Source organism: Massilia sp. CF038 (assembly GCF_900129765.1).
In the GTDB taxonomy this organism is placed as follows: Bacteria; Pseudomonadota; Gammaproteobacteria; order Burkholderiales; family Burkholderiaceae_D; genus Telluria_A.
The window spans coordinates 1,027,575-1,053,040 of sequence record NZ_FQWU01000002.1 but is presented as its reverse complement, the minus strand read 5'-3'; the positions used below and the strand labels follow the sequence as shown (position 1 = coordinate 1,053,040).

Genomic DNA, 25,466 nt, shown 5'->3' with positions numbered 1-25,466 from the left:
ATGGCAAAAATGAATCGAATCTATGTGCTGGCGCTGGCGGCGGCAGCCCTTGTATTGGGCGGTTGTGCCTCGCTGGGCGACAGTCCCGAACAGGCGCTGATGGTGCGCGCGGTGCAGGACAATCGCGAAATCGGTAACGTCGGCTGCGTGCTGACCAACGATGCTGGCCGCTGGTTCGTGACAGCGCCAGGCCACGTCTCGATCCGCAAGAGCGCGGGCAATCTGTTCGTCGACTGCAAAAAAGGCAATGCCAGCGTGGGGCAGGAGCGTTTTGCATCGCGCCCCAACAACATGGCCACCATTGGCAACGCGGTGACCACGGCAGGCCTGGGCTACCTGTACGACAAGCGCACCGGGGCCGGCTTCGAATACCCCGAAACGCTGACCGTGCTGATGGTGCCCACCGGACGCGCGCCCGATGGCCCCCTGCGCGACGAGCCACAAGAGACAGAATTGCATTGATCGGGGCCCGGACGTAAAAAAAGCAGCTTCGCAGCTGCTTTTTTTACGTCTGCACGAACGCTGATCAGGTGCGGTTGATCAGGAAGGTCGCCAGCAAAGGCACGGGACGGCCGGTTGCGCCCTTGGCGCCGCCCGACTTCCATGCGGTGCCGGCGATGTCGAGGTGGGCCCAGGTGTACTTGCGGGTGAAGTTTTCCAGGAACGCCGCCGCGGTGCAGCTGGCGCCGCCCGGGGTGCCGATGTTGGCCAGGTCGGCAAAGTTGGACTTGAGCTGCTCGTTGTACAGCTCACCGATCGGCAGGCGCCATGCGGTATCGCTGGCGTTCTGGCCGGCGTCAAGCAGTTCTGCGGCCAGCTTTTCGTGGGCGGCATCGGTGCGCGTGAACAGGCCCGAGTTGTGGTGGCCCAGGGCCACGATGCAGGCGCCCGTCAGGGTAGCGATGTCGACCACGGCGGCCGGGTTGAAGCGCTCGGCGTAGGTCAGGGCGTCGCACAGAATCAGGCGGCCTTCGGCGTCGGTATTGAGCACTTCGATGGTCAGGCCGTTCATCGAGGTGACGATGTCGCCTGGCTTGGTGGCGCGGCCCGACGGCATGTTTTCGCAGGCGGCGACGATGCCGATCACGTTGAGCTTCAAGCCCATTTCACCAATGGCGCGGAAGGTCCCCAGCACCGACGCGGCGCCGCACATGTCGTACTTCATTTCGTCCATGCCAGGACCGGCCTTGATCGAAATGCCGCCCGTGTCAAAGGTGATGCCCTTGCCGACCAGGACCACCGGTGCATCCTTGGCCTTGCCGCCCATGTGCTTGAGAACGATGAATTTCGGCGGCTCTTCGCTGCCGTTGGTCACCGACAGGAAGCTGCCCATCTTGAGCGCTTCGAGCTGCTTGCGCTCCAGGACTTCGACTTCGAACTTGAATTCCTTGGCCAGTTTTTTGGCGGTGTTGGCCAGATAGGTCGGGGTGCAGACGTTGGCCGACAGATTACCCAGTTCCTTGGTCAGGTTCATGCCGTTGGCAATGGCAGTGGCCTGGGCCAGCGCGGTCTTGCTTTCGGTATTGGCAGCGGCAGCCAGGGTGATCTTGTGCACGCCCGCAGGTGCCGGGTCTTTCTTGCTTTTCTGGGTGTCGGTACGGAACACGCTCTCGTGCGCGGCGATGACGATGGTGCGCATGGCCCATGCTGCATCGCGCTCTTTCACATCGGCGAGCGGTAATGCGATAATGGCGTCCTGGCAGCCCAGCGAAGCGAAGGCTTTGAGGGTTGCGCCAACGGCGGAAGCGAAGCTTTTTTCGCTGACAGCGTCATCGCTGCCCATGCCGACCAGCAGTACGCGGCTGGCGGCGGCGCCACTGACGTCGCGCAGCAGCAGGGTGCTGCCGGCCTTGCCGGACAGGTCGCCCGATTTGAGCGCTGCGGTGATTTCACCACCCTTGTCGAGGGCTTTAGCTTCCTGCGAGAGTTTTTTATTTTCGAACACCGCAACCGCGATGCAGCCAGATTTCGCTGCAGCGATGGTGTTTTTTGTGTCGAATGCTTTTATGCTAAAGTCCATTTGAATCTCCATTTCGTGTATTAGCGTACCGTGACGCGCACTGCCTAACCTGTGATTATAACTTTCGAATGATCTTCCAACGCGCATTGCGTCGTGAACTTGCCGCTTCGGCCGGCGCTACCTTCACTGTTCTGTTTACCGTCCTGGTGACCTGGACCCTGATTTCGATCCTGGGCAAGGCGGCCGGCGGCAAAGTCGCGTCGGGCGACGTGGTCGCGCTGATCGCGTTCGCAATGTTGAATTATCTGCCAACTATCCTGACTCTCACCAGCTTTATTTCTGTTTTGGCGGTCGTGACGCGCACCTATCGCGATTCCGAGATGGTCGTCTGGTTCGCCTCCGGCCTGTCGCTCACGCGCTGGATCCGTCCCGTGCTGATCTTTGGCTTGCCGCTGGTGATACTGACCGCATCGCTGTCGCTGTTCGTCACTCCGTGGGCCAAAATGAAGAGCAGCGAATTCGTGCAGCGCTTCGAAAAGCGCGAAGACCTCAAAAAAGTCTCGCCCGGCCAGTTCAAGGAATCCTCGTCGGCCAATCGGGTCTTCTTTGTCGAAGGCGTCTCCGGCGAAGCCACACTGGTGCACAATGTGTTCGTCAATACGGTGGAAGACAAACTCAATACGGTGGTCGTGGCCAAGGAAGGCGTGATCGAACCGGATGGCAAAGGCGGCCAGTTCCTGGTCCTGAAAAACGGACGCCGCTACCAGGGCAACCCGGGCCAGGCCGACTTCCAGTCGATGGAATTTGAACGCTATTCCATGCGCGTGGCCACCCAGGGGCCGGTGGCGGACGGCGAATTGCCCACTGACGCCCTGTCCACCCAGGAGCTGCTGGCCACGCCCAACCGCAGCACGCGCGCCGAACTGCTGTACCGCATTGGCGCGCCAATCACGTGCTTCCTGCTGATCCTGCTGGCCATTCCGCTTGGTTTCGTCAACCCGCGCGCGGGCAGCGCCACCAACCTCATTCTGGCACTGCTGATCTTCATTACCTACCTGAACCTGTCGAAAATGAGCCAGGCCAGCGTGGCCCAGGGCAAGTCGGAATTTGCCATGGCCTGGTGGCCGCTGCACCTGCTGGTCGCGCTGTGGGTGCTGGCCATGTTCGTCTGGCGCCTCAATCCGAATCACCGCTATCACCCCAAGGTCCTGTGGGCTGCGCTCAAGCGCCCCCGCCTGGCACCGCAAGGAGCCCCCCACAAATGAAGATCCTGCAGCGTTATTTTTTCGTCTCGATCATGCAGGCGGTGGCGTTTGTGCTGGTCGCATTCCTGGCACTGTCGGCGTTTTTCGATCTGACCGGTGAACTGCCTTCGGTCGGCAAGGCCGGTTATGCGATTCAGCATGCCTTCCTGTACGTGCTGCTGCGGGTGCCGTTTCACGTGTACGAGGCAATGCCGGTGGCAGCGCTGATCGGCACCGTGTACGCCATGGCGCAATTTGCCTCCAGCTCCGAGTTCACCATCATGCGCGCCTCGGGCATGTCGACCCGCCTGGCAGCGTGGATGCTGTTTAAAATCGGTATTGTGCTGGTGCTGGTCACGTTTGTGTTTGGCGAACTGATTGCGCCGCGTACCGCGCCGCTGGCCGAGCGCCTCAAGCTGACAGCCCGCGGCGCCACCGTGTCGCAGGGCTTTGTGTCGGGCATGTGGACCAAGGATGTGGTGCGCAGTGAAGGCATTACCGGCAAGGTGACGGGCTCGCGCTTTTTCAATGTGCGCCAGTACCGCAACGATGGCCTGCTGCAGGACGTACGGCTGTACGAGTTCGACACCAGCTTGCGCATGCGCAGCCTGATCACCGCGGCGCGCGCCACCTTTAAAGGTGACAATACCTGGCGCCTGGAAGAGGTGACCGAGACCACCTTCTCGAATACGGGGCCGCTGCCCGACGGCGCTTCCAGCGGTACCGGCCCGGCCACCTTTGGCCAGGAGACCAGCCGGGTCACCACACGCAAGCTGGCCGGCATGGACCTGGTGTCGGAAGTGACGCCCAAGATCATCGCCGTGTCGGCCTCCGATCCAGACCGCATGTCGGCCAACGAGCTGGCGGTCTACACCCGTCACCTGAGCGAAAACAAGCAGGAGAGCGAGCGCTTCAAGATCGCATTCTGGAAGAAGCTGTTTGACCCGCTGGCCATTTTCGTGATGATGGCGCTGGCGCTGCCGTTCGCCTATCTGCAAACGCGCAGTGGCGGTGTGAGCCTGAAGATTTTTGTTGGCATCATGATCGGCTTTGGCTTCCTGCTGATCAATACGCTGTTCTCGCACCTGGGCGTGTTAAGTGCCATGCCAGCCGTTCTGACGGCCATTGCGCCCAGCCTGGTATTCCTGCTCCTTGCGCTGGGGGCGTTATGGAAAGTGGAGCGCGCATGACACGCGCCCTGGTTTTATTTGCACACGGTGCGCGCGCTGCCTCCTGGGCGGCGCCGTTCGAACGCTTGCGCGACCTGACGCAGCAGCGCATGCCGGACGTGCCGGTGTCGCTGGCGTTTCTGGAATTGATGGAGCCGCGCCTGCCGGCCCACGTGCAAGCGCTGGCCGAGGGCGGAGTTACCGGCCTGACCATCGTGCCGGTGTTTCTGGGGCAGGGCGGGCATCTGCTGCGCGACCTGCCGCTGATGGTCGATCAGCTGCGTGCCGATCACCCGCACCTGGCGATCGAGGTGGCCGGTGCGGTGGGCGAAGACCCGGCCGTGCTGCAAGCCATGACGGACTACTGCGTGCGCGCCTTCGGCAGCGCCGGCTAGACTAGCCGCTGGCGCGTGGTTTCGCGTACCACCAGTTCAAGCGGCGGCAGCACCGACGCCACCGGCGTGCCATTGATGAGCGCCAGCAGCGCGCCGGTCACGGTGCGCCCCATCTCGTACAGCGGCTGACGCACTGTCGTCAGTGGCGGGGTGGTGTAGGCCGATCCGGGCAAATCGTCGAAACCCACCAATGACATGTCTTCCGGTACCCGGATCCCGCGCCGGTACAGGCCCAGGCGCGCGCCGTAGGCCGACAAATCGTTGGCCGCAAAAATGGCGCTGAACTGGCCGCCGGCGGCAAACAGCGCGTCGACCGCAGCCATGCCGCCCGCTTCGTGCAGATCGCTTTCGGCCACCAGCGCCGGGTCGACTTCAATGCCTGCTTCGCGCAGCGCGCGCGTGTAGCCGATCATGCGTTCGGCCACATCGTCATTGTCGGCGGGGCCGGTAATGAAGGCGATGCGGCGGTGGCCCAGTTCGATCAGGTGCCGCACTGCCATGTAGGCGCCGTTGTCGTGGTCGAGGCGGAAGCCGTGGGCGTTATGGCCGTTCAAGCCACGCCCGGTCGCCACAATCGGGCGCTGGGCGGCAAATTTAAGAATGGCGTCTTCGCCGATTCTGCCCGACAGCAGGATGATGCCGTCTACCTTGCGCCCGACCAGCAGGGCAATGCGCTGCGCTTCCTCCTGCGCGTCCCAGTGGCCGCTGACGATCACGGACGCGTAGCCGGTGCCTTTGAGGCCGTCGTCCACGCCGCGCAAGGTCTCGTCGAAGAAGGGACTGGCGATATCCTGCACCACGATCCCGATGGTCATCGAGCGCCCCTTCTTGAGCGCCTGCGCCATCTGGTTGGGGGCAAAATTCATTTGCTCGATGGCTGCCAGCACCGCCTGGCGCTTGTCGTCTGACACCTTGGCGGTGCCGTTGAGGATGCGCGAAACAGTGCTGGGCGAGACGCCGGCCTGGCGGGCGACGTCGATCAGGGTCGAGGGTGGGGCTGCGTGGTCGGGAGCGCTCAAGTGGATTCCGGTGAAGTCTCTTTGACGCGGAGGTTACCATGGCAAGTGTGGTTTGCCAGTAAAAAAGCTGCACGGCCGCAGCCGCGCTCCCGCACGCTGGGGGTAAAATGTGAAATCATGACCAGCAAACAACAGCACATTCGGCACGATCTGCTGCCGCAAAAGACCGCCAAAGGCGGCATCCGATTCACCTTCGAGGGCGGCCCGGACACCGCTTCAGTGGCCGTGGCGGGTACCTTCAACAGCTGGGTGGGCGATGCCGCGCCCCTGACCCGCGTCGGCGCGAACACCTGGCAGACCACGGTCAGGGCGGATCCCGGACGCCATCACTACAAATTCGTGGTCAACGGCAGCGCGTGGATTCGTGACCCGGCCAACCCATGGGTATCGGAAGACGCACAAAACAACTCCTGCTTTACCATCAACGAATTTGGCGACGTGTTCGTTCGCACCGGCGCCGTTTCGCAGCAAACCCCGGGCGACTTGTACCGGCGCCGCAGCGCCGTGATCAGCCCGCAGTGGCTGGCCGACGGCGTGATCTATCAGCTGTCGGTGCGCGCCTTTGGCGGCACCTTCGACGGCGTGCGTGCGCGTCTGGGTCATCTGCAGGAACTGGGGGTGTCGATCGTGTGGCTGATGCCCGTCACGCCCATTGGCGTGCAGGGCCGCCTCGGTGAACATGGCGACCCGTACGCAGTGCGCGATTTTTGCGCCATCGACCCCGCGCTGGGTGACGCGGCGGGTTTGCGCGCCCTGGTGGCCGACCTGCATGCGCGCGGCATGCGCGTCATATATGACTGGACCCTCAACCGCGCCGCCGTCGACAACGTGCTGACGCTCAGCCATCCGGAGTGGTTCACCCACGACAGCGCGGGCCAGCTGAACTACCTGGTCCCGAATCGCAGCTACTTTGCCGGTTTTAACTTCGCCAGCAAGCCGCTGCGTGCCTGGCTGATTGATGCCATGCAGGATTGGCTCGCCACTTACGCCTTCGATGGATTGCGTTTTGACGACGCCGACATCACGCCCACCGACTTCCTCGACGAGATCCGCGCTGAACTGCTGGCCGCCCGTGCCGACCTGGTTCTGATTGCCCACTCCAGCGATGAGTTGCACCACCTCGATGCCTGCGACCTTACCGGCGACGCCGGTGCGCGCGAGACCATGCTGCGCGTGGCCCGGGGCGAGACTGGGGCCGATGCATTGCGCTGGCAATGGGAAGAGTCGACCTACACCTTCCCGCGTGGCGCGCTGCGCATGCGCTGGCTGGAAGAGAAGGAACAGGGGCGCGCGTTCCGCTATTTCGGACACGACCTGCATCTGGCGGCAGCGGCCGTGATCATGACGCTGGACGGGGTACCGCATTTAATGATGGGGCAGGAATTCAACGAGCCGCGCTGGCAGGACTGGCGTTCGCTGTTCGATGACTTTTCGCTCGACTGGCGCAGTTTTGATCGCCCCACATTCGACCATTACCGCAACCTGATCGCGCTGCGTGGCGCCTTGCCGGCACTGCGCCAGGGTGCCGTGCATTTTGTGCGCAGCGGCGCACCCCAGCTGCTGATGTACTGGCGCAGCACGGCGCAGCAGCGCATTTTGGTGGCGGTCAATCTGTCCGATACGGCGTGTGCCTTGCCACCGGCATTTGCATCGCACCAGTTGCTGTATGCACGCGCCGTGGCTGCAAACAGCATCGGCGCCTGCGGCTGCGCCATCGCCAAGGCTTGATGCGTCAGTCAGCCGCGCTCAGTGGCTGCGTACCAGGCGTTCGAACAGCGATTGCCGCGGCGGCCTTGGCATCGCATCGTCGACCACAGCCGCCCACTGCTCGGACAATTGCTGGCAGGTGGCGCGCAGCACGGGATTGAGGTCACCGTGTCCGGCCAGGGCGCGCAGGTGGCGCTCGATGACCGAGGCCAGCTTGAGGCAGGGTGCAACCTGGCCGGCGCTGGCGCTGTAGTGCGACATCAGGTGCAGGGCACTCGACACCAGCAGCTCCGGTTGTCCAATGCCGTTCAAATCGGTCATGCGTGAATTTTCCAAGTCGATAGCCATTGCAACGCTCCTGGTAAAGGGTGGTTGGCTGGCTGGCGCAAGGGGATTGCAGCTGGCTGGCTATGGGGTGATCAGGCGGTCAGGATCAGCTTGTTGAGCCGGGTGACGCGCAGTTCGTAGATTTTTCCATCGTGTTCGATTTCAATTGCCTTGGCCTGGCGCAGCAGATCCTGGCTTTTGAGCCGTTCGGGCGGTGCAGGCGGCGCTGGCGGCGGGGCTGGGGTAGGAGTACGCATGGATCGCCTTTCATGAATGAGAACTATTCTCATTTAGATTATGGCCGATGTTCAGCGCGATTGCAAGCGATAAGCTGCCAGGCTGGCGCGCACCAGCATGGGCGTGATGCCGGTCCAGCGTTTATAGGAGCGGCGGAAATTATTGGCGTCGTGAAAGCCCAGATGGCGGGCCACGGCATCATTGTCTTCGCCGCGCTGAAACAGGCGCAGCGCCACGTGCGAGCGGGCCATATCCAGCTCGGCCTGGAAGTTGCTGCCGTGCGCGGCCAGATGGCGCTTGAACGTGGCGGCGCTGACGGCAAAGGCGCTTGCGCACTGTTCCAGCGTGGGCGCGCAGCGGATGTGCGCAATCAAATAATCATGGACAGCCACCAGGAAAGTGCGCTGCGGCAGCACGGCGGCGGCCGCGCGCACGGCGACCGCGTTGCTGCGCGGCCAGGGGCGGTCCAGCCAGGCCGCGTCGATCAGCATGGCGTCGAGGTGGCAATTAAAGCGCAAGTCGGTCCCCAGATGGACTTCGTGCTGTTCGGTATAGCGCGGCTGGGTCCGGTTAAAGCAGAAGTGCCAGGGCAAGGGCGCCCCACTCAGCCAGCGGCACATCGCGCTGACTGCCGTCATGTGCATCTCCACCAGAAAGCCGCGCTGGGCGCCGCTGCCGGCACTGTCGGTCCAATACAGGATAGCCAAGTCGCCTTCCTCGCACAGATGCGGGGCCAGCAAGGGACACAGTGCTACTTGATGACGCGTGAGCAGCGTGAGCGCATCGCGCAGGCAGTGCGCATGCATGAGGGCATGGCTGAGCGCCCCGAAGTGCCCGGGCAGCATTTGCTGGCCCAGCAAAAAGCTGGTGTCGGTGCGCGCCAGGGAGCTGGCCACGTTGGCCAGCAGACGCAGATACTGGGCAGGTGCGATCAGCGCGCCCGCATCAAGGTCGCGCTGGTCCAGGCCCTTGTACGCTTGCTGCGGCGTCAGCTCGCGCGCCAGCGCAAAGTCGAGGGCCAGCGCTGGCTGGTGCAGCGCCGGGATGCAAGCCTGGCCGGCGTGAACGATGTCACTCACGCCTGGCGCGCGGCGTGCGCACTGCGTTCGTCCGCTGGCGCCAGCGAGGACATGCGCCGCTCGAGGGCCCGGTTCAATTCTTTGAGCAGCTGGCGCGGATCGGCATCGACACTGCGCGCTGCATAACGCACGCTCACCTGGATCGGCTGGCCACTGCGCTGAGCGTGGTGGCGCAGGCTGGCCACTGCGCGGCGCAGATGGTCCGCCAGGGCGCGGGCGGCATCGGCATCGGTGTGCGGCACCAGCACGGCGAAGCGGTCGCCCGCATAGCGGCACAGCAGATCGCTGCTGCGCAGGTTCAGCAGCAGCATGTGCGTCACTGCCTGCAGCAGGCGGTCGCCTTCGCGCTGCCCATAATCGCGGTTGATGAGGTGGAAATTGTCGATGTCGAGCATGAGCAGGCTGCAATCGGGTGCACCGCGTTCGTATTCGATGCGCAGCTGCTCGCGCAGATAATCGGCGTCGGCCAGCTGGGTCAGCGGATCGAAGGCACGGTGGTCGCGGAACAGGCGTTCGCGCTTTTGCAGGTGATCCGTGACCATCAGCTGCTCACGGCGCCAGTACAGCAGGCCGCAGCTCAGCACCGCCATGCCCATGAGCGTGGTGCCGCTTTCCAGAACATGGTTCCAGTACAGGCCTTTGGCGATGACGAAGAATTCGTCCAGCACGTCGGCCCATGCGCCCAGCATCAGGCCGGCCAGGCCGCCCGCCAGCAGGGCGGTGGTGCGTCCGGCGGGCCGGCTGCTCAAGACCACCAGCAGCCAGGCGAAGGCCATCAGCGCGATGCTGCTCTCACTGGCGATATCGAGCAGTTTCCATTGCGCGGCCGGTTTGGCCACGCCCAGCGAGGCAAAGAGGACGAACCAGACGAGGGCGGCGAGCCCTGCCAGCAAAAGTGGGATGCGGTGGGTTCGTAGCATGGGAGTGTCCGGTGAGGTTAATGCTTCCCGATGGTAGACGGCTGGCGTGACGGCTCGATGACAAGTGGGGGTCCGATTGGCTCAGACGCCACAGTCATATCAGCTCAGGCGCCCCATTCAGCGACACGCGGCAGCAAGGCACAGCGCAGGGGGCAAAGCAGCGCAAGCGTGGCGCCATGCGCAGCTGATGGGTGCCGCTGTCACGAAATGGACATATTGGCTATCTAGACTGCGCCCTGTTTTCCATTCCACTGATCGGCCCGACATGACACGCCACACCACACCATCCCGTATTCGCCTGACCCCGCGCCTGACCCCGCGCCTGACCCTGTTCGCCTTCGCTGCCGCGCAGATGTGCGCCGCCCACGGCGCGGATTTGGCGCCGCTGCCCGGCGCCACCGAGGCCAGCGCGCTGCAAGGCGACACGGTGCTCATCTCCGGACAGCGTTCGAGCATGCGGCGCGCGCTGGCGCTGCAACAGAAGGCCGACCAGATTGTCAGTGTGGTCAGCAGCGACGATATTGGCGGCCTGCCGGACAAGAATGCGGCCGAAGCGCTGGCGCGCCTGCCGGGCGTGGCGGTGCAGCGCGATCAGGGCGAGGGCCGCTACATCGTGGTGCGCGGCATGGGGCCGGACTATAACGCGGTCACCATCAATGGTGCCACGGTGCCGTCACCGGAAGCAGGGCGGCGCGCGGTGGCGCTTGATGTGCTGCCAGCGGGTCTGGTACGGACGCTGGAAGTGAGCAAAACCCTCACGCCCGACCAAGATGCCAATTCGCTGGGCGGATCGGTGGAAGTGAAGACCCTGTCGGCGTTTGATTTGCCTGGGCGGCTGGTGTCGGTGCAGGCTGGGGTCGGGCATGATCAGAACACCGCCAGCAACAGCCCGAACGCCAGCGTGCTGCTGGCGGACCGCTTCCTCGATGGCAAACTCGGCGTTGCCGCCGGCCTGAGTGTGGAGCGCCGCAGCTTTGGTTCGGACGATGTGGAAACGGGCGGCGGCTGGAAAGACGGCAAGCTGAGCAACCTGGAATTTCGCAACTATCTGCCCGAGCGCGAACGCAAGGCCTTGGCGGTGAATCTGGATTACCGGCCGCAAGCAGGGCAGACCCTGTATCTGCGCACCTTGCTCAGCCGCTTCAGCGATGATGAAGTGCGCGACCGCCTGACGCTGTCCAACTTTACCGGTGGCAGCGCGGCACCCGATACCGATACGACGGCGCGGGCAGAACGGCGTCTGCGCCAGCGCAAGTACACGCAAGAAATCAGTTCCGTCGTCCTGGGTGGGGAAACCCGCTTCGACGACTGGAAACTGGCTGCCAGCGCGGGCAGCAGCAAAGCCAGCGAAGAGACGCCAGAAAGCATCAACGATGCGCGTTTTCGCGCAGCGGCCAACGTGAGCCGTGTGCGCTTTAGCGGGACCGAGACCCCCGTGCTGCAGGGCCCGGCAAGCCTGGCCGACCCGGCCCAGTACCGTCTGCAAGGCATTACGCTGCAGGCGCGTGACAGCAACGATGCCGAACACCACGCAAAGCTGGACCTGACCCGCCAGCTCGGTATGTTCGACATCAAGGGTGGTTTCAAGTTCAGCCGCCGCCAGAAGGAGAACGATACCAACCAATGGGCCTACACGTCCAAGACTGCGACCAGTCCCAATTACTGGGGCGCGGGCAGCATCGTGATGTCGGACTTTACCCAGGGCCCGCTCGACTATCCGTTTGCCAGCCTCGGGCCAGGCATCAGCGCGCAGGCCATTCGCGAACGCGTGGCAGCTTTGCCGCGCGCCGGCGCCTTGCTGGCCGATGCATCGGCGATCAATGATTACAGCATGCACGAAGATATCAATGCCGGCTATCTGCAGGCCGGTGCTGACATCGGCGCGTGGCGCTTGCTGGCAGGTGTGCGCAACGAGCGCACGGACTTCACCACGGCCGGCTTCGAAACCAGCACGGCTGGCGTGCGCGCGGTCAACAGCGCCAAGTCGTATTCCAACTGGCTGCCCAACTTGCAGGCGCGCTACGACATCGATGCCCAGACCACCCTGCGTGCGGCCTGGAGCAACTCGGTGGTGCGTGCCAATTTCAGCCAGCTGGCGCCTGGTGTCAGCCTGGTCAGCAACACCGAAGCGGTGATCGGCAATCCGGATCTGGCGCCGCTCAAGTCGTCCAATCTGGATCTGGGTATCGAGCACATGCTGGGTGCAAACGGTGCGCTGTCGGCCTACCTGTACAGCAAGAATATCGACAACTTTACCTACACGACGGACCTGGCCGGTACCGGCGCCTGGAGCGGCTACACATCGGCGATCAGCTACGCCAATGGCGACAAGGCCCGGGTGCGCGGGATCGAGCTGTCCTATTCGCATGCGCTGCGCATGCTGCCCGCACCATGGAATGGCCTGATCGTTGGCGCCAATGCGAGCGTCAACAGCGCCCGCGCCGATATCAGCCGCTATGACCTGGCCACCAAGAGCACGCTGGGGCGCGAGATTCGCCTGCCGGGCCAGTCCAAGCAAATCGTCAATCTGATGCTGGGCTACGAGAACGGTCCGGTCAGCACCCGTCTGGCGCTGAACCACAAATCGAATTACCTGCTGCAGGTGGGCAGTGACATCCTCGATGCCAAGGCCGATGCGTATGTGGATGGACAGCGCCAGGTCGACTTCTCGTTTGGCTACCAGCTGAGCAAACAGGTGCAGCTAGTCTTTGAAGGGATCAACCTGAACAACGAGAAGTACTATGTGTATCAGGGCGCGAAAGCCTACAACGTGCAAAACGAACAGTATGGCCGTACCTATAAACTAAGCCTGAAAGCGAACCTATTCTAATATGCGTGCTCTAACTTACAAGATCAGTACCGTGCTCGTTTGTCTGTTGGCCGCGCAGTGTGCGCTGGCCCAAACGGCCAAGCTGCGGCTGGACAAAAAGGCGCTGGTGCTGCTGGACGCTAGCGGCAAACAAGTGATCGAACTGCCCATGCGCGCCAAGCAGCTCGATGCAAGGCCAGGTATCGCCATCGTGATCGATTCGGCCACCCAGCACGTGCAGCCGGTCCGGGTGGACAGTGCACGTGGCGAACTGGTACGCATGGCGCCTCTGCCTGTGCTGAATTTTGGCGTGGAGAGCGCCTGCCTGTTCCGTGACCGGCAAGGCCTGGATTTCGTCTTTATCGCCGCCAAGGATGGACAGGCCGAGCAGTGGCTGTTGCAGGTGGATGGCGCGCGCCTGGTGCGCAAACTGAGCCTGCCCATCGATGCAGCGCAGTGCAGCGTGGACGACGCGACGCACACGCTGTATGTAAAAGAAGACGGGGTCGGCACCTGGGCGTATGAAGCTGACAGCGAGGCCACGCCAAGGCGCACCTTGCTCAAGGGCGGTCGGCCCGCGCGCGGCGCGGCAGAGGCAGCGATTGCCGTTGTTGTGCCACAAGTGCAGACCGAGCCGGTTGCCCGGCTGGGTGACGTGGCCGACGATCCGGCGATCTGGGTCCATCCGGCAGACCCGGCGGGATCGCGCGTGCTGGGTACCAACAAGAAGCAGGGCTTGATGGTGTATGACATGACAGGTCGCCAGACCCAGTTTCTGGAGTCCGGCCGGCTGAACAATGTCGATTTGCGTCAGCAGGTACGGTTCGATGGCCAGGCCTTCGACCTGGCGGTGGCGAGCCAGCGTGACGATAATACTGTCGTGCTGTACGGTATCGATGCACGCGGGGCGGTGTCCGAACTGACGCGCTTTGCCACTGGGTTCGAGAATATCTATGGCATTTGCCTGTTCCAGCCTCGTGCCGGCGGCCTGGAGGTGATTGTCAACGACAAGGGCGGCGCCTTCCGGCAGTACCGCGTCATGCGCAATGCTGGTGCATTTTCGGCCAGCCTGGCACGTAGCTTCAAGGTGGCCAGTCAGCCGGAAGGCTGCGTTGCGGATGACCGCAGTGAACGCCTGTTCATCGGCGAGGAAAAACGTGGCATCTGGTCGCTGCCCGCGTCAGGGTCGCAGCCGGCGCACCTGAAACTCGTGCTTGGGGTGGGCAAGGACTTGCATGCCGATGTGGAAGGCATGGCGGTGTACCAAGGCAAGCGTGCCTCGTATCTGGTTGTGTCCAGCCAGGGCGACAGCAGCTACGTGGTGCTTGACGCTGCAGCGCCGCACCGGGTGCGGGGGCGCTTCAAGGTCGGTTTCAACGCCGCAGCGGGGATTGACGGCACGGCCGAGACCGATGGCCTGGATGTGACTTCGCGCAATCTCGGTGGGCCGTTCAACCGCGGCATGCTGGTCATTCAGGATGGCTACAAGCGCATGCCCGATGGGCCACAGAACTTCAAGTACGTCGGCTGGGAAGACCTTGCGCGTGCACTGCAACTGCCTCTGGAAGAATGATTGCGGTTTGTTCTGGATCAGTTGGAAAGTGGGTGTGCACGTTTGACCGCGAATGCGAATGGGACCAGACTTTCCTGATCCTTTTTGCGAACGAAATGGCGGCGATCATGCAAAGCGAATCCTTCAGTACAGTATGGCAGCGGGTGCAGAACTATCTCGCCGCGCTGGGGGCGGAGCGCCGCTGCGCCATGCGGCTGGACAAGGTGGCGGACCGGCTCGCGGCCATGGGCGTCCGTATCAATATGCTACGCAGGCGCATGCATGAGGGATCGGCCGACGAAGCAGTCGACGCAGACTTTCTGCTGCGCGAAGCACTAAAAGGGCTGAAGGAAAATATCCGCACCATTCGCTGCCAGCTGGGCGGCATGCATGTGACGGCGCTGAGCGCGCGCATGCAACGGGCGTTTGCCCGCTTGCACAACATTGCGGAAGACACGTACGCCAGCGCCGACCAGTTGCAATGGGAAATTGCGGAGCACGACCGTCGATTCTGACGAGTTGCGGAATATAGCCCAATAGTGGGCTCACGCCAACAGATGCCAGCTTTTGGTGGTGTTGGCTTTATAATTTGGCATGATTTTCATCTCACCCGTGTATCAACCTTTGACGGCAGCATTCGTCGTCATCTCGATCTTGCTCGCTCCGGCAAGTGCAGTGGCCGGTGCCCAAAGCGGATGCGGCACAACTGGTAAGGCTGGTCAGCCACTCACCGCGCTGACAGCAATGCAGATCAAGACGCCCTTGTATCGTTTCGACGCGCGCGGCCGCTTTTTCATTGAAGATTTGAACGCGCATACGTCGACGCCCATTTCAGATCATCTTTTTACTGGTGGCATGCCGAATATCGTGCCATCCCCGGATGGCCGATGGGTCAGTTACAGCGGCATTACGAAAGGTTCGGGCAAGACCGAGTACTGGCTATATGACAGGACGAGCAAAACGGATCATCTGCTTTTTTCGAATTCCGGCCGCGGTCGCGTTGTCCCTGATTTTTCACCGGATAGCCGCTACCTTGCCATGGCCGTGAATGATGATGTTGCCCGCGTGATGTTGTTCGATACGGTGTCCTTGACGGTGCACGCGGTCAGTCCGCCTCCAACTTCGGTTGCCGCGCCCGCCTGGACGTCGACAGCCTGGTCCAGCGATGGCAGTGAGCTCCTGCTGATGCAGCGCGGTGAGTTGGAACCTTCACCGGCGGCCTATTTTTCCTATCGTCTCTCCACGCAGCGCATGGAGGAAATCACTGGCCACGACGGTCCCGCCTTTCACGAGCATGTCTTTGTGCGCGATCGTCAGGAGATCGACTTGTTCAAGCCTGTACTGCCCAAGTCCTTGATGGCTAACCGTGAAGCGGTCTCGCCTGGCGGGCAGTGGCGTGCCCGTTTGGGAAAAGCAAAACCGGATACGCGCTATCAACTTGAAGTGGTTGGTAAGAACGGCGTCAGCAAGCCATTGGCGACGGGTAGCTACAGCCATTGCCAGGGAAATTCTTTGTATATCACCGGCTGGCTCGATGAGCAGCATTTGGTGTACCGTAACTTTTCAACCCGCTTTTTTGTGGTCGACGTCGAGAGCGGCACGACGGCAGAATTGTTCGGCGAAACGAAGGGGCCGACGATTTTCAGCTGGTGAGTGCCTTGCGCCGCTTCAGGCACTACGGCGCAGCGCATCCTCAGGCTCGGCCGCGTCTTGCGGCTGCTTGTCACGCATCTTCATGGCGTCACCCAGCATGACCAGCACCGGGCCGTGCGACGGGCCCAGGCCATGTGCCAGCGTCGCCAGGGTCAGGCGCAAGATGCGCTGATCGGGGCGGCTGCAGTTTTCAATCACCACCACCGGCGTATCGGCGCGCCGACCCTGGTCCAGCATGCGCTGGGCAGTGACGATGGCTTCGCGTCCGCCCATGTACTGGACCAGCGTGTCGGTGTCCGGAATGGCGGGGTGGTCGGCATGCTCGGGCGCGGTGCTTGAGGTGAAAAAGGCCACACTGCGCGAGACGCCCCGCTTGGTCAGCGGCTGCTTGGTCGCTGCCGCTGCCGCCACCGCGGTCGTGATGCCAGGGACAACTTCGACTTCAATGCCCGCTTCTTCGAGCGCACGCAGTTCTTCATCGGCGCGGCCAAACAGCATCGGGTCGCCGCCCTTCAGGCGCACGACGAGCGCATGCTTGCGCGCGTTATCCACCAGCTGCTTGTTGATGAACTGCTGCGCGGTGGAGAGCTGGCCGCAGCGTTTGCCGACCAGGATTTTTTCGGCCTGAGGACACAGTGCCAGCATCTCGTCGGTCACCAGGGCGTCATGCAGCACCACGTCGGCTTGCGCCAGCAGGCGCGCACCGCGCAGGGTGATCAGGTCCTGGGCGCCTGGGCCGGCACCAATCAAGTAGACTTTTCCAAGAGCTGGCATCGCTGTTCCTTATTCGCCGAGGCGGATCATGCCCGCAGCGACAGTCTGGTGGGTCACTTCATCGATCAGGATGAAGGCGCCGGTGGCGCGGATATCGGCATACGCATCGGCGGCCAGCGGCTGCTGCACATTGAGCGAGATACGTGCAATGTCATTGAGCTTGAGGCCCTGTGCAGGATGGCGTTCCTGGGTATTGATGTCGAGCAGAGTGTCGATCGCGGTGATCTTGGCTGCGGTCTGCTTGGTGCCGTGCTTGATCCAGTATTTGCGGCGCAGGTCGAGCGGCTCGTCGGACATCCAGCACACGTCGGCGTTCACGCTCTTCAGCAGCGTCGCTGGCTGCGCGGCACCTGCCAGCAGGTCGCCGCGCGAAATGTCCAGATATTCGTCAAGCAGGATGGTCACCGACTGGCCCACCACGGCCGACTGGTGCGAGCCTTCCAGCGTAACGATGTCCTTGACGGTGGCGCTCTGGCCCGAAGGCTGGACCACCAGCTTGTCGCCGACGCTGACCTTGCCCGCTTCGATGCGGCCCATGTAGCCGCGGAAGTCGTTCGCTTCGTGGCCGTTGTGGCGCGCCACCAGCTGTACCGGGAAGCGGAAGGGCGCATCGTGCGATTCGTCGTACACGGACAGGGACTCGAGCAGCTCGATCAGCGTCGGGCCCTGGTACCAGGCCAGTTTGTCGGTCTTGTCGACGACGTTGTCGCCGGTCAGGGCGGACAATGGAATCGGGGTGATATCCTTCAGCCCCAGCGTGGCGGCAAACTCGCGGTAGGCCTTGACGATGCGATCATAGATCGCCTGGTCGTAGCCGATCAGGTCCATCTTGTTGACGGCGACCACCACGTGCTCGATCTGCAGCAGGTGGGCAATGGTCGAGTGGCGCTTGGTCTGGATCAGCAGGTCGACGCCACCGTCTTCGCGCAGCTTGACCTTGGACACGTCGATCAGAATGATCACCGCGTCAGCGGTCGAGGCACCGGTGACCATGTTGCGGGTGTACTGCTCATGGCCCGGCGTGTCGGCGATGATGAATTTGCGCTTGGGCGTGGCGAAGTAGCGGTAGGCCACGTCGATGGTGATGCCCTGTTCGCGCTCGGCTTCCAGACCGTCGGTCAGCAGCGACAGGTCGACCGTGTCGCCCACGGTGCGCTTGTGCTTGGAGCGCGACATGGCGTCAAGCTGGTCGGCGAAGATGCCTTTGCTGTCAAACAGCAGGCGGCCGATCAGGGTGCTCTTGCCATCGTCGACGGAGCCGGCGGTGATGAAACGGAGCAGGCCGCGCTCGGTCAGTTGTTCGGCGTGGGTGTCAATTCGAGCGTTCATCAGAAGTATCCTGCTTTTTTACGTTTTTCCATCGACGCTTCGGAGGTCTGGTCGTCCATCCGGGTGGCGCCGCGTTCGGTGATCTGGGTGACTGCCGTTTCAGCGATGATCGCTTCCACCGTGGCAGCATCGGACGACACCGGGCAGGTGCACGAAATGTCACCCACGGTGCGGAAGCGTACCACTTGCGTTTCCACGGTTTCGCCTTCGCGCGCCGGGGTCAGGTCGGTCAGCGGAACCAGCAAGCCATTGCGCGGGATGACCTGGCGTTCGTGCGCAAAATAGATCGGTGGCAGGGCCAGTTTTTCGCGGTGGATGTACTGCCACACATCGAGTTCTGTCCAGTTCGAAATCGGGAATACGCGCATGTTCTCGCCCGGGTGCACGCGCGTGTTATACAGGTCCCACAGTTCCGGGCGCTGCGCCTTGGGATCCCACTGGCCGAATTCGTCGCGGAAGGAGAAGATGCGTTCCTTGGCGCGGGCTTTTTCTTCGTCGCGGCGCGCGCCGCCGATGCAGGCGTCGAATTTGTATTCGGCGATGGTTTCAAGCAGGGTCACCGCCTGCGCGGCATTGCGCGAATCGGTCAGCGGATTACGCAGGCGCACCGTGCCCTTTTTGATCGAGTCTTCGACACTGCCAACAATCAGGCGCTCGCCCAGTTCTGCGGCGCGCGCATCGCGAAAGTCGATCACTTCCTGGAAGTTGTGGCCAGTGTCGATGTGCACCAGCGGGAAGGGGAATTTACCCGGACGGAAGGCCTTTTCTGCGATGCGCAGCAGGACCACCGAGTCTTTACCGCCCGAGAAGAGCAGGGCCGGGTTGGCGCATTCGGCAGCGACTTCGCGCATGATGTGGATCGCTTCGGACTCCAGCGCGTCCAGATGGCGCGCATTGACGTCGTGGAGCACGCGCGAGATGTCAGTGGTTGTGTTCATGGCTATGCCTATTGTTCTTGTGGCTTATGCAGCCACGGATTTAATGCGAATCAGTTTGCCGTCGACCATGTGCAGGCCGCATTCCTTCGAGTCCGGATTTTCCCACCACCAGCGGCCGGCGCGCACATCTTCGCCTGGCTGCACGGCGCGGGTGCAGGGCGCGCAGCCAATCGACGGGAAACCCTGGTCGTGCAGCGCGTTGTAGGGCACGTCGTTGGCGCGGATGTAGTTCCAGACGTCTTCTTCCGACCAGTCGGCCAGCGGATTGAACTTGGTCATCGCGTGGGCGGCGTCGTCTTCCTGCACATGCAGTTCGGCGCGGGTCGTGGACTGGGCGCGGCGCTGGCCGGTGACCCAGGCCTTGTTGCCGGCCAGGGCGCGGCCGAGCGGCTCAACCTTGCGCACGCGGCAGCATTCACGGCGCATTTCGACACTGTCGTAGAACGCGTTCAGGCCGTTCGTGGCGACGTAGGCGTCCACTGCCTCGGTCTGTGGCTTGTACAGGGCGATGTCGTAGCCATACGTGGCCTTGACCTTGCCCAGCACGTCCAGGGTCTCCGGATGCAGGCGTCCGGTCTCGAGCGAGAAGATCCCGATCGGCAGACCGGCTTTCAGAATCAGGTCGGTCAGCACCATGTCTTCAGCGGCCAGGCTGGAGGCAAACACCGCTGGCGAGAACTCGCTTGCGATGCGCTCCAGCGTGGCGCGGGTAGTGGCAACGAGGGCGGCAATATCGTTCATGGCTGCCTCAGATGCCGGCGCCAAGGTCGATATGCTCGGCCGGCACGTCGCGCGCCACGCGGCGGAACAGTGGCAGTTCGCGGTCGACCGACGCCTGGTAGGTTTCGCTGAACACCGTCAGGCCCTTCAGGGCATCGTGGATGCTGCGGTCCTGGCGCGTGGCGAAGGCGTCAAAGCCGACCCGGTGCATCGAGAACAGCTGGTCGCGCAGCACGTCGCCAATGGCGCGCAGTTCGCCCTTGTAGGCCAGGCGCTTGCGCAAGTTGAAGGCGATTGAGTAGCCGCGCCCGTCGGTGAACTTGGGGAAGTCGATGGCGATCACGCCGAACTTGTCCAGATCATCCTTGAGCGCGCTGGCCTGTTCATCAGGCGCCAGCCACACGCCAATGTGGGCGCGCTCGGCCAGCGTGGCGCGCTGCGCCAGCCAGACCTGCAGCGGCACGATGATTTTGCCTTCATGGACTTCCACGTGATCGGCGGTTTGTCCTTCGTCGAGGCGCAGCACGCTCCAGTCGTCAGACACGACTTCACGGCCCTTGATGATGTCTTTGTGCGCTTCAAGCATAGTGGTCCTCTCCAACCAGGGCGCCCGCCGCAATCGGCGTGGCATAAACGTGTTCCTTGAACGGTGCAATGCCCAGGCGCTGGGCGGTATCGACAAAGCGTTCTTCTTCGTGGCGTTCGCGCACGTACACCTGCAGCAGGCGGTCAATCACTTCCGGCATTTGCAGGGCCGAGAACGAAGGCCCGATGATCTTGCCGATGGCCGAATTGTTCCCCTGCGCGCCGCCGATGGACACCTGGTACCACTCGCTGCCATCCTTGTCGACACCGAGCACGCCGATCGAGCCAACGTGATGGTGGCCGCAGGCGTTGATGCAACCCGAGATATTGAGTTCGATGTCGCCAATGTCATGCTGGAAGTCGAGATTGTCGAAGCGCTCGGCAATGGCGGCGGCAATCGGCAGCGATTTGGCATTGGCCAGCGAGCAGAAGTCGCCGCCAGGGCAGCAGATCATGTCGGTCAGCAGGCCGATGTTCGGCGTGGCCAGGCCGCGCGCCTTGGCTTCCTGCCACAGGGCGAACAGGGCGTTTTGCTTGACATCGGCCAGCACCACGTTCTGCTCGTGCGTAACACGCAGTTCGCCAAAGCTGTAGCGGTCAGCCAGGTCGGCCATGAAGTCGATCTGTTCGGCGGTTGCGTCGCCCGGCGGCACGCCGGTTTTTTTCAGCGACAGGATGACGGCCGCGTAACCCGGCGTTTTGTGCGGCTTGACGTTGCGCTTGAGCCAATTGGCGAAGGCCTTGTTGTCGGGCTGCTCGGCAGCCGGGTCGATCGCTGGCAGCGTTTCGTAGGCGGGCGCCTGGAAGTAGGCGGCCACGCGCGCGAGTTCTTCGTCGGTGATGGTCTCGCCGCCGTCTTTCAGGTCGGCCCATTCTTCCTCGACCTGACGGGTGAATTCTTCCACGCCCAGGGCCTTGAGCAGGATCTTGATGCGGGCCTTGTACTTGTTGTCGCGGCGGCCGTGGGTGTTATACACGCGCATCACGGCTTCGGTGTAGGTCAGCAGGTGGCGCCACGGCAGGAATTCGCGAATCACGCTGCCCAGAATCGGGGTGCGGCCCATGCCGCCGCCGGCCATGAATTTGAAGCCCACTTCGCCGGCCTCGTTGTGCACCACGGTCAGGCCGATGTCGTGTACGGCGATGGCGGCGCGGTCTTCTACGGCCCCATTGATGGCGACCTTGAACTTGCGCGGCAAGGCCAGGAACTCGGGGTGGAAGGTGCTCCACTGGCGCAGGATTTCGGCAAACGGGCGCGGATCGATGATCTCGTCGGCAGCCACGCCGGCAAATTCGTCGGAGGTGATGTTGCGGATGCAGTTGCCCGAGGTTTGAATGGCGTGCATTTCAACCGAGGCCAGATCGGCCAGGATGTCCGGGGTCTGTTCCAGTTCGATCCAGTTGAACTGGATGTTCTGGCGGGTGGTGAAGTGGCCGTAGCCGCGGTCGTACTTGCGCGCGATATGGCCGAACATGCGCATCTGCGCGGACGACAGCAGGCCGTACGGAACCGCGATGCGCAGCATGTAGGCGTGGCGCTGCATGTACAGGCCGTTTTGCAGGCGCAGTGGCAGGAATTCGGCTTCGGTCAGCTCATCGTTGATGCGGCGCTGCACCTGGTCGCGGTACTGGGCAATGCGTTCCTTGACGATGAGGTGGTCGTACTTGTCATAGCGATACATGTGTCATCCTGTTTTTTCGGTCTTGGCGCAGGGCAAATTTCATGGAGAGGCCCCAAACTAGCCCCAATGGTAATAAACTGCTTCTTTATTCCAAACGACTAAGAATTTATTTGCTTATATGCGTATCAGGCATAAGCATTCTTATAAAATGCGGTTAGCACAAGAATTCGAGAAAAACAGCAATGAACCTCCACCAACTGCGCTTCGTGCGCGAAGCCGTACGCCAGAATTACAATCTGACCGATGCCGCCAAAGCGCTGTTTACCTCGCAGCCCGGGGTATCAAAGGCGATCATCGAGCTGGAGGAGGAGCTTGGCGTTGATATTTTCACAAGGCATGGCAAACGCATTCGCGGCTTGACCGAGCCCGGCCGGCTGGTGCTGGAATCGGTCGAACTGATCATGCAGGAAATTGACAGCCTTAAACGCATCGGCAAGGAATACGCAGCCCAGGACAGCGGCAGCTTTACCATCGCCACTACCCACACCCAGGCGCGCTACACGCTGCCCAAGGTGGTGCAGGCCTTCATGCTCAAGTATCCCAAGGTACGCCTGTCCCTGTTGCAGGGCAACCCCCGCCAGATCGCCGAGATGGTGCAGCGTGACCAGGCCGACCTGGCCATTGCAACCGAATCGGTGGCGGGCGTGGATGGCCTGATCACGCTGCCTTGCTACCAGTGGGAGCACGTGGTGGTGGTGCCGCCCGACCATCCGCTGCTGCGTTCGAAAGCCGTCTCCCTCGAGGAAATTGCCACCTATCCGCTCATCACGTATGACGGCGCCTTTGCCGGGCGCAGCAAGATCGACCACGCGTTCAGCCTGCGCGGGCTGAAACCGGACGTACTGCTTGAAGCCATTGATGCCGATGTCATCAAGACTTACGTGGAACTGGGCATGGGCCTTGGTATCATAGCGGGTATGGCGTTCGATTCGGAACGCGACAAGAACCTGCGCGCCATTCCCGTGGGCCATCTGTTCGGCATGAATGTGTCGCGCGTGGCGGTCAAGCAGGGCGCTTACCTGCGCAGTTATATTTACACCTTCATCGAGCTGCTGGCGCCGACCCTGAACCGCAAAATGGTCGAGTCGGCCATGAACGGCAGCAAAGACAACTACGAGCTGTAATCAGCATTTATTAAGAAGAACATGATCACCGAACAATCTGCACAGTTTTACGCCAAAATCGCTTCCAATCACGACCGCATCTACGACCGCGCCGAGCGCCAGGAAGATCTGGAAGCCATGCGCGGCCACGTGGCGGAGGTTCTGCGCGGCCATACGGTGCTGGAACTGGCCTGTGGCACCGGCTACTGGACCCGCATCATCGCCGAAACCGCTGACAAAGTTGTCGCAACCGACATCAATCCCGAAATGATTGCCATGGCCCAGCTGCGCAAGCTGCCAGCCGACAAGGTCACGCTGCGCTTGGCCGATGCGCGCGATTTGCCAGCCGATATAGGCGACTTCACAGCAGTATTTATCGGTTTCTGGTGGTCGCACGTCAAGCGCGAAGAATACGAGCGCTTCCTGGCGCAACTGAAAGCGCGGCTCGGCAAGGATGTCCTGATCGTCCTTCTGGACGATGCCTATGTGGAAGGCAGCAGCGAAACCGTCGCCCGTACCGACCTGGAAGGCAATACCTACCATATCCGCGCCACGCCAGACGGCGAACGCTACGAGATTCCCAAGACCTATCCGTCTGACAGCGCCCTGCGCAAGAAGCTCGCTTCCTCGGTACGCGAGATCAAGATCGTGCGGCTCGAGTACTACTGGCTGCTGAGCTGCCGTCTGAAATAAGCTGCGCTACCTGGCGCGCCGGATGTGCACCTGTACGTCAGCGCGCGTCTTTTCCGCCGCGCCCGGGATCGCCCCGGTGCCGCCTACTTCCAGCGTGACTTCGCGTTCGCCTTCCCAGCTGGCGCCCACGGCGCGCTTGCCGCTCTCGAGGAACACTTCGCCCTCGCGCACCAGTCCATTCGCATCGGCCGGGGGCAGCTTGCCGACCGGATGCAGAATCACATGGGTGACCGGATCGGTGCCTGGGCCGCACTGGCGCAGGTAGCTCGATACCGCCAGGCGCTGGCCGGGCGAAGGGAAGGTGGCCAGCGGCGTTTCGGTGCAGCTGCCGATGCCTGCCAGTGATTTGACGTAGTTGCCGCCGGAGTACATGAACGTCAGCACACCGAGCACCAGGACTGCCACCAGGATCAGCACACCGCTGCCGCGTTTTGGTTCTGCCATTGGCGTTTTTCCTTGCCTGTATAAACGAAAAAAAAGCACGCATTGCTGCGTGCTTTTTTGCAGCTTCCGAAGAAGCTTAGAACGAGTGACGCAGACCGACGGTCAGACCGGTTGGGTCAACACCATTCTGGCCAGCGGCCGGGGTGATGTTCGAACCAGCCGAGTAGATCGGGAACAGGCCTTGTGCGTTGTTACGCATGGTAGCGTAAGCAGCGTACACGTTGGTGCGCTTCGACAGGGTGTACGAGTAAGCAACGCTGAACAGGTTACCCTTGGCGCCGTTTTCCAGTTTGTTCTGCTGAACGTTGGTGTAGATCTTGTTGGCATCGAACGCGTACGAAGCACCCAGGTTGGCCTGTTCGTATTTGTTGCCGGTGCCGGTAGGATCAGCGACCATGTAGTTGGCCTTGACTTCGAACGCCGAGAACTTGGCGGTGGCGCCAACGATGTACTCTTTGTCCTTGCCGGTGGTGACGTTCTCAACGGTGTGGTATGCGCCACCGATGTAGAAGTTTTCCGAAGCGTAAGCCAGCGACGCGCCTACCAGATCCTTCGAAGGACCGGTCGACTGTTCGCCCATGCCGTAAGCGACGCCCAGCTTGAAGCCGCCCATGGCGTTGGCCGAACGGTAGTTCACCGAGTTGCTGATGCGGCGGGTCAGACGACCAGCAGCGAACGAGCTCAGGTTCGAACCGTAGAAACCTTGACCGTTGATGTCGGTGACGTTTGCAACGTCAGCAACTGGGGTGTATTCACGACCCAGAACGACAGCACCGAAGGAGCCTTCCAGACCAACAACAGCGCGGCGGCCGAACAGGGAAGCATCGCCCGCACCGGTGTCGACTTGGTAGCCGGCTTCCAGGTTGAAGACGGCTTTCAGACCGTTACCGATGTCTTCTTGACCTTTGAAACCAAAACGGCTGGTGGACTGGTTGCCCGAAGCGAGTACGGTCTTGTTGCCGCCAACTGCGCCGGTGTCTTCGTGAGCGATACCTGCATCGACCACGCCGTAGATGGTGACGCTCGACTGAGCCGACGCGACCAGTGGCAGGGATGCGACCAGTGCTGCTACCAACATTTTACCTTGCATATAACTCTCCATTAGTTTACTTCAATGAGTTGCTGTA

25 protein-coding genes are annotated in these 25,466 nt (G+C 62.2%); 11 read left to right on the top strand and 14 right to left on the bottom strand.

Annotated elements, in window-relative coordinates; genetic code table 11:
- Window positions 1-9 precede the first annotated feature (9 nt).
- On the top strand, window positions 10-462 hold the full coding sequence (locus tag BUC24_RS15125; protein ID WP_229448229.1) for a hypothetical protein: 453 nt from the start codon (window positions 10-12) through the stop codon (window positions 460-462).
- Window positions 463-526: 64 nt separating this feature from the next.
- Here BUC24_RS15125 and BUC24_RS15120 read toward each other — a convergent pair whose 3' ends face one another.
- The gene (locus BUC24_RS15120) at window positions 527-2,020 is read right to left on the bottom strand and encodes a leucyl aminopeptidase (protein WP_073217780.1); all 1,494 of its coding nucleotides are present in this window, start codon (window positions 2,018-2,020) and stop codon (window positions 527-529) included.
- 68 nt (window positions 2,021-2,088) lie between these two features.
- On the opposite strand from BUC24_RS15120, the gene lptF reads away from it, so the two are divergent.
- Genes lptF through BUC24_RS15105 form a run of 3 tightly spaced genes read left to right on the top strand, consistent with a single transcriptional unit; the run spans window position 2,089 to window position 4,768 of the window.
- Window positions 2,089-3,225, top strand: coding sequence for an LPS export ABC transporter permease LptF (lptF, locus tag BUC24_RS15115; RefSeq protein ID WP_073217777.1), 1,137 nt, complete (start codon window positions 2,089-2,091; stop codon window positions 3,223-3,225).
- Window positions 3,222-4,394 carry an LPS export ABC transporter permease LptG gene (gene lptG / locus BUC24_RS15110; RefSeq protein ID WP_073217773.1) on the top strand — a complete coding sequence of 391 codons (1,173 nt, stop codon included), beginning with the start codon at window positions 3,222-3,224 and terminating at the stop codon, window positions 4,392-4,394. Before lptF ends, lptG begins: the two co-directional genes overlap by 4 nt.
- Entirely contained in the window at window positions 4,391-4,768 is a 378-nt protein-coding gene (locus BUC24_RS15105; RefSeq protein WP_073217770.1) for a sirohydrochlorin chelatase, read from the top strand. The genes lptG and BUC24_RS15105 overlap by 4 nt, the downstream gene beginning before the upstream one ends.
- On the opposite strand, the gene BUC24_RS15100 is transcribed toward BUC24_RS15105, so the two are convergent.
- Window positions 4,765-5,787, bottom strand: a complete 1,023-nt coding sequence (locus BUC24_RS15100) for a LacI family DNA-binding transcriptional regulator (protein WP_073217768.1) — start codon at window positions 5,785-5,787, stop codon at window positions 4,765-4,767. The genes BUC24_RS15105 and BUC24_RS15100 overlap by 4 nt on opposite strands.
- Before the next feature lie 117 nt (window positions 5,788-5,904).
- On the opposite strand from BUC24_RS15100, the gene BUC24_RS15095 reads away from it, so the two are divergent.
- A complete protein-coding gene (locus BUC24_RS15095) occupies window positions 5,905-7,515 on the top strand; it encodes an alpha-amylase family glycosyl hydrolase (protein WP_073217765.1) in 1,611 nt (536 codons plus the stop codon).
- A gap of 18 nt (window positions 7,516-7,533) precedes the next feature.
- Here BUC24_RS15095 and BUC24_RS15090 read toward each other — a convergent pair whose 3' ends face one another.
- The 4 genes from BUC24_RS15090 to BUC24_RS15075 form a co-directional block, all read right to left on the bottom strand.
- Entirely contained in the window at window positions 7,534-7,842 is a 309-nt protein-coding gene (locus BUC24_RS15090; RefSeq protein ID WP_073217762.1) for a hypothetical protein, read from the bottom strand.
- 71 nt (window positions 7,843-7,913) lie between these two features.
- Complete coding sequence (gene hemP, locus BUC24_RS15085) at window positions 7,914-8,078, bottom strand: hemin uptake protein HemP (RefSeq protein WP_073217759.1); 165 nt, start codon at window positions 8,076-8,078, stop codon at window positions 7,914-7,916.
- A gap of 51 nt (window positions 8,079-8,129) precedes the next feature.
- Window positions 8,130-9,137 (bottom strand): AraC family transcriptional regulator, encoded by a 1,008-nt coding sequence (locus tag BUC24_RS15080; protein ID WP_073217756.1) that lies wholly within the window; start codon window positions 9,135-9,137, stop codon window positions 8,130-8,132.
- Window positions 9,134-10,057 (bottom strand): diguanylate cyclase domain-containing protein, encoded by a 924-nt coding sequence (locus BUC24_RS15075; protein ID WP_073217754.1) that lies wholly within the window; start codon window positions 10,055-10,057, stop codon window positions 9,134-9,136. The genes BUC24_RS15080 and BUC24_RS15075 overlap by 4 nt, the downstream gene beginning before the upstream one ends.
- A 265-nt stretch (window positions 10,058-10,322) precedes the next feature.
- On the opposite strand from BUC24_RS15075, the gene BUC24_RS15070 reads away from it, so the two are divergent.
- The 4 genes from BUC24_RS15070 (at window position 10,323) to BUC24_RS15055 (ending at window position 16,071) form a co-directional block, all read left to right on the top strand.
- On the top strand, window positions 10,323-12,887 hold the full coding sequence (locus tag BUC24_RS15070; RefSeq protein ID WP_229448226.1) for a TonB-dependent receptor: 2,565 nt from the start codon (window positions 10,323-10,325) through the stop codon (window positions 12,885-12,887).
- 1 nt (window position 12,888) lies between these two features.
- Entirely contained in the window at window positions 12,889-14,439 is a 1,551-nt protein-coding gene (locus BUC24_RS15065; protein ID WP_073217752.1) for a phytase, read from the top strand.
- A 95-nt stretch (window positions 14,440-14,534) separates the two neighbouring features.
- Window positions 14,535-14,933: a hypothetical protein gene (locus BUC24_RS15060; RefSeq protein ID WP_143167534.1), complete on the top strand. Its 399-nt coding sequence runs from the start codon at window positions 14,535-14,537 to the stop codon at window positions 14,931-14,933.
- A gap of 79 nt (window positions 14,934-15,012) precedes the next feature.
- Window positions 15,013-16,071: a hypothetical protein gene (locus BUC24_RS15055; RefSeq protein WP_143167533.1), complete on the top strand. Its 1,059-nt coding sequence runs from the start codon at window positions 15,013-15,015 to the stop codon at window positions 16,069-16,071.
- Window positions 16,072-16,086: 15 nt separating this feature from the next.
- Here BUC24_RS15055 and cobA read toward each other — a convergent pair whose 3' ends face one another.
- From cobA to BUC24_RS15025, 6 genes are read right to left on the bottom strand one after another with little or no spacing between them, the layout of a single operon-like run.
- Window positions 16,087-16,845, bottom strand: a complete 759-nt coding sequence (gene cobA, locus BUC24_RS15050; protein WP_073217744.1) for a uroporphyrinogen-III C-methyltransferase — start codon at window positions 16,843-16,845, stop codon at window positions 16,087-16,089.
- A gap of 9 nt (window positions 16,846-16,854) precedes the next feature.
- Entirely contained in the window at window positions 16,855-18,174 is a 1,320-nt protein-coding gene (locus BUC24_RS15045; RefSeq protein ID WP_073217741.1) for a sulfate adenylyltransferase subunit 1, read from the bottom strand.
- Complete coding sequence (cysD, locus tag BUC24_RS15040) at window positions 18,174-19,112, bottom strand: sulfate adenylyltransferase subunit CysD (protein ID WP_073217738.1); 939 nt, start codon at window positions 19,110-19,112, stop codon at window positions 18,174-18,176. Before cysD ends, BUC24_RS15045 begins: the two co-directional genes overlap by 1 nt.
- Before the next feature lie 24 nt (window positions 19,113-19,136).
- Window positions 19,137-19,853 carry a phosphoadenylyl-sulfate reductase gene (locus BUC24_RS15035; protein WP_073217735.1) on the bottom strand — a complete coding sequence of 239 codons (717 nt, stop codon included), beginning with the start codon at window positions 19,851-19,853 and terminating at the stop codon, window positions 19,137-19,139.
- A 7-nt stretch (window positions 19,854-19,860) separates the two neighbouring features.
- Window positions 19,861-20,418 carry a DUF934 domain-containing protein gene (locus BUC24_RS15030; RefSeq protein WP_073217733.1) on the bottom strand — a complete coding sequence of 186 codons (558 nt, stop codon included), beginning with the start codon at window positions 20,416-20,418 and terminating at the stop codon, window positions 19,861-19,863.
- Window positions 20,411-22,099, bottom strand: coding sequence for a nitrite/sulfite reductase (locus BUC24_RS15025; RefSeq protein WP_073217730.1), 1,689 nt, complete (start codon window positions 22,097-22,099; stop codon window positions 20,411-20,413). Before BUC24_RS15025 ends, BUC24_RS15030 begins: the two co-directional genes overlap by 8 nt.
- Window positions 22,100-22,281: 182 nt before the next feature.
- Here BUC24_RS15025 and BUC24_RS15020 point away from each other — a divergent pair, with 182 nt between their 5' ends.
- Both BUC24_RS15020 and BUC24_RS15015 read left to right on the top strand, forming a co-directional pair.
- Window positions 22,282-23,223 (top strand): CysB family HTH-type transcriptional regulator, encoded by a 942-nt coding sequence (locus BUC24_RS15020; RefSeq protein WP_073217727.1) that lies wholly within the window; start codon window positions 22,282-22,284, stop codon window positions 23,221-23,223.
- A 21-nt stretch (window positions 23,224-23,244) separates the two neighbouring features.
- Window positions 23,245-23,895 (top strand): class I SAM-dependent methyltransferase, encoded by a 651-nt coding sequence (locus tag BUC24_RS15015; protein ID WP_073217724.1) that lies wholly within the window; start codon window positions 23,245-23,247, stop codon window positions 23,893-23,895.
- A 6-nt stretch (window positions 23,896-23,901) separates the two neighbouring features.
- Here BUC24_RS15015 and BUC24_RS15010 read toward each other — a convergent pair whose 3' ends face one another.
- Window positions 23,902-24,339 carry a hypothetical protein gene (locus tag BUC24_RS15010; protein ID WP_073217722.1) on the bottom strand — a complete coding sequence of 146 codons (438 nt, stop codon included), beginning with the start codon at window positions 24,337-24,339 and terminating at the stop codon, window positions 23,902-23,904.
- Window positions 24,340-24,415: 76 nt separating this feature from the next.
- Window positions 24,416-25,429 (bottom strand): porin, encoded by a 1,014-nt coding sequence (locus tag BUC24_RS15005; protein ID WP_073217718.1) that lies wholly within the window; start codon window positions 25,427-25,429, stop codon window positions 24,416-24,418.
- Window positions 25,430-25,466 lie beyond the last annotated feature (37 nt).